The organism is Leucobacter japonicus (assembly GCF_001273855.1).
GTDB lineage: Bacteria > Actinomycetota > Actinomycetes > Actinomycetales > Microbacteriaceae > Leucobacter > Leucobacter japonicus.
Map to the genome: position 1 here is coordinate 434,221 of NZ_JHBX01000108.1, position 7,141 is coordinate 441,361.

Annotated in this window: 6 protein-coding genes; 2 read left to right on the top strand and 4 right to left on the bottom strand. The window is 66.3% G+C overall.

Annotation, left to right across the window (positions count from 1 at the left end):
- Nucleotides 1–155: 155 nt before the first annotated feature.
- Together AMS67_RS11340 and AMS67_RS11345 are read right to left on the bottom strand one after the other, a co-directional pair.
- The gene (locus AMS67_RS11340; protein ID WP_053387431.1) at nt 156–1,541 is read right to left on the bottom strand and encodes a glycine--tRNA ligase; all 1,386 of its coding nucleotides are present in this window, start codon (nt 1,539–1,541) and stop codon (nt 156–158) included.
- A gap of 152 nt (nt 1,542–1,693) precedes the next feature.
- Nucleotides 1,694–2,245, bottom strand: a complete 552-nt coding sequence (locus AMS67_RS11345) for a CBU_0592 family membrane protein (RefSeq protein WP_053387432.1) — start codon at nt 2,243–2,245, stop codon at nt 1,694–1,696.
- A 155-nt stretch (nt 2,246–2,400) separates the two neighbouring features.
- On the opposite strand from AMS67_RS11345, the gene AMS67_RS11350 reads away from it, so the two are divergent.
- The gene (locus tag AMS67_RS11350; protein WP_053387496.1) at nt 2,401–3,330 is read left to right on the top strand and encodes a LysR family transcriptional regulator; all 930 of its coding nucleotides are present in this window, start codon (nt 2,401–2,403) and stop codon (nt 3,328–3,330) included.
- Nucleotides 3,331–3,347: 17 nt separating this feature from the next.
- On the opposite strand, the gene AMS67_RS11355 is transcribed toward AMS67_RS11350, so the two are convergent.
- Together AMS67_RS11355 and AMS67_RS11360 are read right to left on the bottom strand one after the other, a co-directional pair.
- The gene (locus AMS67_RS11355; RefSeq protein WP_053387433.1) at nt 3,348–4,289 is read right to left on the bottom strand and encodes a 2-hydroxyacid dehydrogenase; all 942 of its coding nucleotides are present in this window, start codon (nt 4,287–4,289) and stop codon (nt 3,348–3,350) included.
- Between the two features lie 94 nt (nt 4,290–4,383).
- On the bottom strand, nt 4,384–5,892 hold the full coding sequence (locus AMS67_RS11360) for an APC family permease (RefSeq protein ID WP_053387434.1): 1,509 nt from the start codon (nt 5,890–5,892) through the stop codon (nt 4,384–4,386).
- Between the two features lie 170 nt (nt 5,893–6,062).
- Here AMS67_RS11360 and AMS67_RS11365 point away from each other — a divergent pair, with 170 nt between their 5' ends.
- Complete coding sequence (locus AMS67_RS11365) at nt 6,063–6,968, top strand: endo alpha-1,4 polygalactosaminidase (protein ID WP_306455249.1); 906 nt, start codon at nt 6,063–6,065, stop codon at nt 6,966–6,968.
- Nucleotides 6,969–7,141: the final 173 nt, after the last annotated feature.

Sequence of the window (7,141 nt, forward strand, 5' to 3'; positions counted from 1 at the left end):
TAGGCTCCCGCCCCTCGCTGCGCTCCGTGGGCTGACGCTACGCGTCACCGGCGCCGACCGAAACGCGATGCGTTTCGCTAGGCGCCCGCCCCGCGCTACGCTCCGTGGGCTGACGCTACGCGTCACCGGCGCCGGTCACAACGCGATGCGTTGTGTCAGGCGCCGCGCAAGCGCTCCGCGAGGAACGCGTGCAGCTCGGCACGCGGCACGCGCACCTGCTCCATCGTGTCGCGCTCGCGCACGGTCACCGCATCGTCGTCAAGCGAGTCGAAGTCGACGGTGACGCAGAACGGCGTGCCGATCTCGTCCTGTCGGCGGTAGCGGCGGCCGATGGCTCCCGAATCGTCGAAGTCGACGTTCCAGTCGTCGCGAAGATCCTGCGCGATCTCACGGGCCAGCGGCGACAGCGCCTCGTTGCGGCTCAGCGGCAGCACCGCGGCTTTGATCGGTGCGAGGCGCGGATCGAGCGCGAGCAGCGTGCGCTTGTCAGTGCCGCCCTTCGCGTTCGGCACTTCCTCTTCGCGGTACGCGTCGACGAGGAAGGCCATCAACGAGCGAGTGAGGCCAGCGGCCGGCTCGATCACGTACGGCGTGTAGCGCTCGTTCTTCGTCTGGTCGAAGAAGTTGAGGTCCTTGCCCGAGTGCTTCGAGTGCGTCGACAGATCGAAGTCGGTGCGGTTCGCGATGCCCTCGAGCTCGCCCCACTCGCCACCGGTGAACCCGAAGCGGTACTCGATGTCGGCGGTGCGCTTCGAGTAGTGCGACAGCTTTTCGGCGGGGTGCTCGTAGAAGCGCAGGTTGTCGGGGTTGATGCCGAGGCCGGTGTACCACGACATCCGCTCGTTCATCCAGTATTCCTGCCACTCCTCGTCCGTGCCCGGCTCGACGAAGAATTCCATCTCCATCTGCTCGAACTCGCGGGTGCGGAAGATGAAGTTGCCCGGCGTGATCTCGTTGCGGAAGCTCTTGCCGATCTGCCCGATGCCGAACGGCGGCTTCATGCGCGCCGCCTGCAGTACATTCGCGAAGTTCACGAAGATGCCCTGCGCGGTCTCGGGGCGGAGGTAGTGCATGCCGGCCTCGTCGTCGACGGGGCCGAGGTAGGTCTTCAGCAGGCCCGAGAATGCGCGCGGCTCGGTCCACTGGCCGCGGGTGCCGCAATTGGCGCAGACGATCTCTGCGAGGCCGCCCTCAGGCGCGCGGCCCTTCTTCTCTTCGAAGGCCTCGATGAGGTGATCTTCGCGGTAGCGCTTGTGGCACTGGAGGCATTCGACGAGCGGATCGCTGAAGACCTCGACGTGCCCCGAAGCCTCCCACACCTGCTTCGGCAGGATCACACTGGAATCGATTCCGACGACGTCGTCGCGCTTCTGCACGACGGCCTTCCACCACTGGCGCTTGATGTTCTCTTTGAGGGCCGTGCCCAAGGGGCCGTAGTCCCAGGCGGAACGCGATCCGCCATAGATCTCACCGGCCTGGAAGACGAAGCCGCGGTGACGGGCGAGGGCGATGACCTTATCGAGGCGAGACTGCTCAGCCATTTTCTGTATTCACTCCAAGGTGCAAGCGGGGATCTTGGCACCGCAGCGCTCGTGGCGCGGCGGCATAGGGGTCCAGTCTACCGACCGCGGCGGCACCGGGCCGGAGCGTTCATCCGCTGCTCAGGTGGCGTCGGGAGTTGACGCGCGTGATGTCAGGCTGAGCGTGCTGCGCTGAGTTCGCGCCAGTCGAACAGATCGGTGATGACGGCGCTTCCGGGCGCGGCAGGTTCGTGCGCGGCACGCGGGTGCTCCGCTGCGGGGCGCTCGGGATCGCCACCGGTCGCGACGGCAACATCCGAGATGGCAGCTGCAGTGACGGTGGGCTCGCCCTCGCGCGGCAGCCAGGGCAGGCTGATCGAGGAGGCCGTCGTGCTCGACGGATCCCACACCGCGTGCGGCATGGGCAGAATCGGCAGGGCGGCCGTGGGCGTGATGATCATGTCTGGAGTACTGGTGACCGCCGCGCGGCGGATCGCGACGAAGAGGCCGTACCCGCCCATCAGCGCCCACACGACGTTCGAGACGAATGACGGCCAGGCGCCGAATGCGATCGCTCCGCCCGCGCCGAGAAATCCGCCGACGGTGTTCAGCACGAGGTACCGTTTGGTCGTCGGGAGCCAGGTTCCGCGCAGCATCAGCACATACGCGGTGAAGGTGCCCAGGGTTCCGACCCAGCCCAGAATGTTCCCGACGATCTCCTGCACTGCCTGCTCCTTTCGCGCTCAACTTGTGGCAGGTCGGGCTGAGATTCGGCCGCGGAACGGGCCGGTGCTCCTGCAGCTCGACAGGACTATCCTCAGGCTCGAATGCATCCAGCACAATCGAATCTTTCGTGATCCAGGGTGTAGAATTTCTGAACATGCGCATCGCAGTCTCGCGACTCCCGTTTCTGCTCCAGATTGCACGGAGTGGCGGCGTGCTTGCGGCCGCCGAAGCGTTGACGCTGACCCCGTCGGCGGTGTCGCAGCAGCTCGCACGACTCGAGGCAGAAGTCGGTGTGCCGCTGGTGGTGCGCAGCCCGCGTGGCATCACCCTCACCGCGGCCGGCCGCGAGTTGGTCGAGCTGGCCGAGAACGTGGAGCGAGAAGTGAATGAGGCCGCGTTGCGCGTCGGAGCGGCGAGCGAACTCCCCAGCGGAACCGTTCGCTTCGGCGCGTTTCAGAGCTTTATGAGCGGTGTGCTCGCTCCGGCGCTCCCGCGATGGCGCACCGAACTTGCCGGCGTGCATCTGGAAGCTGTCGAGGCCGACCTTCCCGTCATGCTGCGCGGTCTCCGCGCGGCCTCCTACGACATCATCGCCATCGAGCGCGACGAGTCGGTGCCTCCGCCACCGCTCGGACCCGGAGTACGCGAAGTCACGCTCCTCGACGACCCCTGGGTGCTCGTCGCTCCAGCGGGCACGCAGGCCGCAATGGGTGTGGTCGAACTCGATCGCCTAAGACTCCCTTGGCTGCAGATCGACCCTGGCTCAGGCGTGTATCACGCATCGCAGCGGGTGCGCGCTCGCATCGAGAACGCGGCGATCGCGCCGCATCAGTACGCGAGCCATCAGTCGGCGCTCGCGCTCATCTCGGCCGGTGAGGGCGTCGCGCTCCTCCCGCAGCTAGCGCTCCGCGAGTTCTCACTGAGCGGCGTCGAAACCCACGAACTCCCCGGGCTCGGGGTGCGGCACATCGCGCTCCGGTACCGCGTGGGCAGAAAACCCGATCCCGCGGTCACGGCCGCAGTGGAGTTTCTGCGCTTCCTTACGGCGTCGAATGAGATCGCGCAGGATCAACCGGCGCGCTGACGCGCACTCGCATTCGGTCAGTTCCACTCACCGAGTACGAGGTTCTCAGGGCGTTCCCCGCGCTGCAGATGCGCGATCTGACGCTCGATGAGGCGTGCGACGCGCGGCAACATCGCACTAGAGTCGCCGCCGACGTGGGGCGTGATCAGCACGTTGGGCGCGCTCCAGAGCGGGTGGTCGTTCGGGAGCGGCTCGGGGTCCGTGACATCGAGCGCGGCGCGCAGGCGACCCGCGGTGAGTTCTGCGACCAGCGCATCGGTGTCGATCACTGGGCCGCGCGCGACGTTTACGATCAAGGCGCCATCCGGAAGCGCGGCGAGGGCCTCGGCATCGAGCAGGTGCGTCGTTTCGGCGGTCAGCGGCACCGCGATAATCACGATCTCTGCGTCGGCGAGCGCCGAGTGCAGCGCGTCGAACCCCTGCACCGCAACCGAGGCACCTGCGAGGTTCTGCTGCTCTCTGGCCGTTCGGGCCAGGCGCGAGATCTCGACCTCGAACCCCGCGAGCCGTGCTTCGATCGCTTGCGAGACGCCGCCGTACCCGATGAGCAGCACCCGGCGGTCGGCCAGGCTCGGCGTCGATCGCCCGGCCCAGTCCCCCGCATCTGCCTGGCGCACGAAGTCCGCCAGCCCGCGCTGTGCAGCAATGGCGAGCCCGACCGCGAGCTCCGCAGTCGACGTCTCATGCACCGTGGCCGCGTTGGCGACCGCCTGCTCAGCGCTCACGTACTTCGCGAGCCCGTTGTAGCCGATCGACTGCCACTGCACGAGCCGCACATCGACGCCCTCGAGCGCCGCGAGCGGCCGATTGCCGCCCAGGTACGGGGGCACGACGATGTCGAAGCGCTGCCGCGGGGCCGGGCCGTCGAGATCCCACTCCACGAACTCGACTCCCTGCACGTGGGCGAGTGCCTCACGCAATCCGGAATCCGTGGGCAGCGAAACGACGAAGTCACTCATGCTCGCGAGTCTATCGAGGGCGGCGATTCAACCGCATGCGGATCGCGGTGCCCCCCGATGGTCTCCCCGCCACGGGGCACCGCGATCCTGCCCGCTACCGCGTCGTCACCCGCCCGGTGCGTCGCCGAATCTCGTCGGCGACCTCCTTCGCATCACCCTCGGGCGCACTCGACTGCGCATCCGGTCGCGCACCGAACAGGTACACGAGGCCGGTCACGAGCACCACGGCGAGGCCGATGAGCACGACGTAGTCGGTCAGGAATGCTCCGGACGATCCCGGGATCGCCAGTAGCACCATGGCGAACACCCCATAGGCGAGCGCAAGCACGTTCACGACAAGCCCGAGGGCCCCGAGTGAGAACGGCCCGGCCGGTCGCCATCCACGCAGACGCTGACGCAGGCTCGCGAACACGACCATCTGGAACGACAGGTAAATTCCGAGAATCGCGAACGACGTCACGGCGACCAGAATGCCGTCGTTGAAGAAGATCAGCAGGCAGATGAGCGCGGGTACCGTGCACGCCACGATGAGCGCGTTCGTGGGCACCTTACTGCGCTCCGATACCTTCGACAGCCACGCGTGACCCGGCAGCATCCCGTCGCGTGCGAACGAGTACAGCAGGCGGCTCGCGGCGGCCTGCAGGCTCAGCACGCATGAAATGAATGCGAGGATCGCCACCGCCAAGAACACCTTCGCGCCGACCGCACCGAGCGTCGCGGTCAAGATCTCGGGGATCGGATCACCGACCTCGCCAGCGACGATCTGCTCGAGGTTCGGAGCCGCGAGCACGTACCCACCGAACGAGAACAGTGCCGACACGGCACCGACCAGAATCGTCATGATCATGGCCTTCGGAATTCGTCTCGCCGGGTCGGCGACCTCTTCGGCGACGTCGCCGCACGCTTCGAACCCGTAAAAGAGGAAAAGCCCGGCCAGCGCCGAAGCGATGAATACGGGCAGGTAGGACCCGTCACCCGCGGTACCCATGGTGTCGAAGAACACCGAGAAGTCATGTTTGCGCTGGAAGATGAGCAGGTACAGCCCGATGCCGATCACGCCGATGAGTTCGGCGAACAGTCCGATGCGCGCAATGCGTGCGAGCCACCGTGTGCCCGTGAAGTTGATCGCGAGGGCCAGCAGCAGCAGCGCGAGCGAGATGATCAGTGTGGACGCGGGCGTGAGCTCGATGCCGAACAAGGCGGTCACGAAGCCCGCGCCGAACTCGGCAACCGAGGTGATCGTCACGATCATCGCCCAGATGTAGACCCAGGCTGCAAGCCACGCGTATCGCCGGCCCCAGAGTCGCCGCGCCCACGGGTAGATACCGCCGTGGATCGGATACTGCGATACGACCTCCCCGAACACGAGCGACACGAGCAGCTGCCCGCAGGCGACGATGACGATCCACCAGATCGAGGGTGGTCCGCCAGTCGAGAGCGCTACGGCGAAGAGCGAGTAGACGCCGACCAACGGCGAGAGGTAGGTGAAGCCGAGGGCGAAGTTTGCCCACAGGCTCATCGAGCGGTCGAACTTTCCCTCGTACCCGAGTACGGCGAGATGTTCGTCGTCGGCGAGGCGCCCGTCTGATGAGGGAGCGGTCATGATGTGTTCCTTTCGGATCGACGTTGATCCCGACGGATTCGATACCGTCGTCGAGCTGAGCATAGACCTGCCGTGCGGTCTGTGCGGGTATTGCGCGCTCCTGAGAGTGAATAAGTGAGGCGACGCTCGGCGCCTCGCAGCGATCATCACTCGCAGCTAGCATCGGATGCATGTCGACAACGCACCGCTGGGTGCCTCTGGGGGTCAATATGCGTATGTGCACCGCAAGTCGCGTGATGCGTACTGGCGCGCTGGTCTCGGCCGGCCTGCTCACTGCGGGCCTGCTCGCCGGCTGCGCACCGACGGCGACACCTGCGACAGACACTGACGCGAACTCAGCCTCCGATGCCGGGCCGCGCGGTTTCCCCGCGGGCGGAGTCGTCGACTACCAACTGGGTGGGGCGTACGATCCGGCACCCGAGGTCGAGATCGTCTCTCGGGATCGCATGGATGCACCCGACCCCGACCGCTACTCGATTTGCTACGTCAACGGATTTCAAACGCAGCCCGGCGAGCTGAGCGACTGGCCCGAGGGCGCCCTGCTCACGAACGAGTCAGGCCCGGTGATCGACCCGGATTGGCCGGACGAAGTGCTGCTGAACACCGCCACCGAGGCTGCGCGCGCCCAGATTCTCGAGGTGGTCGCTCCCTGGATCACGAAGTGCGCGGAAGATGGCTACAACGCCGTTGAGTTCGACAACCTCGATACGTATACGCGCTCGAACGGTGCGCTGACGCGTGAGGGCAATGTCGCCCTGGCGCAGGCGTACGTCGAGGTCGCTCACGACGCTGGGCTCGACGCGGGCCAGAAGAACGCCGCGGAAGATGCGGAGCTCTTGCACGCGGAGGCCGGCTTCGACTTCGCAGTATCCGAGGAGTGCGGCGCGTACCAGGAGTGCGCGGACTACACGGAGGTGTATGGCGATGCGGTGATCGATATTGAGTACACCGATGAGCTGCCCCGCAGCTTCGCGGAGATGTGCGCGGACCCTGAGACGCCGGCTTCGGTGGTGCTGCGTGATCGGGATCTCAGCACCCCTGACGATCAGGAGTACGTGTTCGAGACATGCGCGTGACGCGCAGCGTCGTGTGACCGAGAAACACGAAAGCCCCGCAGGCCTGAGCCTGCGGGGCTTTCGTCGCGCACCCGCACGGGTGCAGAAAAGGTTCGAGGGCCGTATCCGGTTCCACACACCGTCTTGGTATATGCAACCCGATACGACCCTCGGTAAAAGGTGTCCGGCGGTGT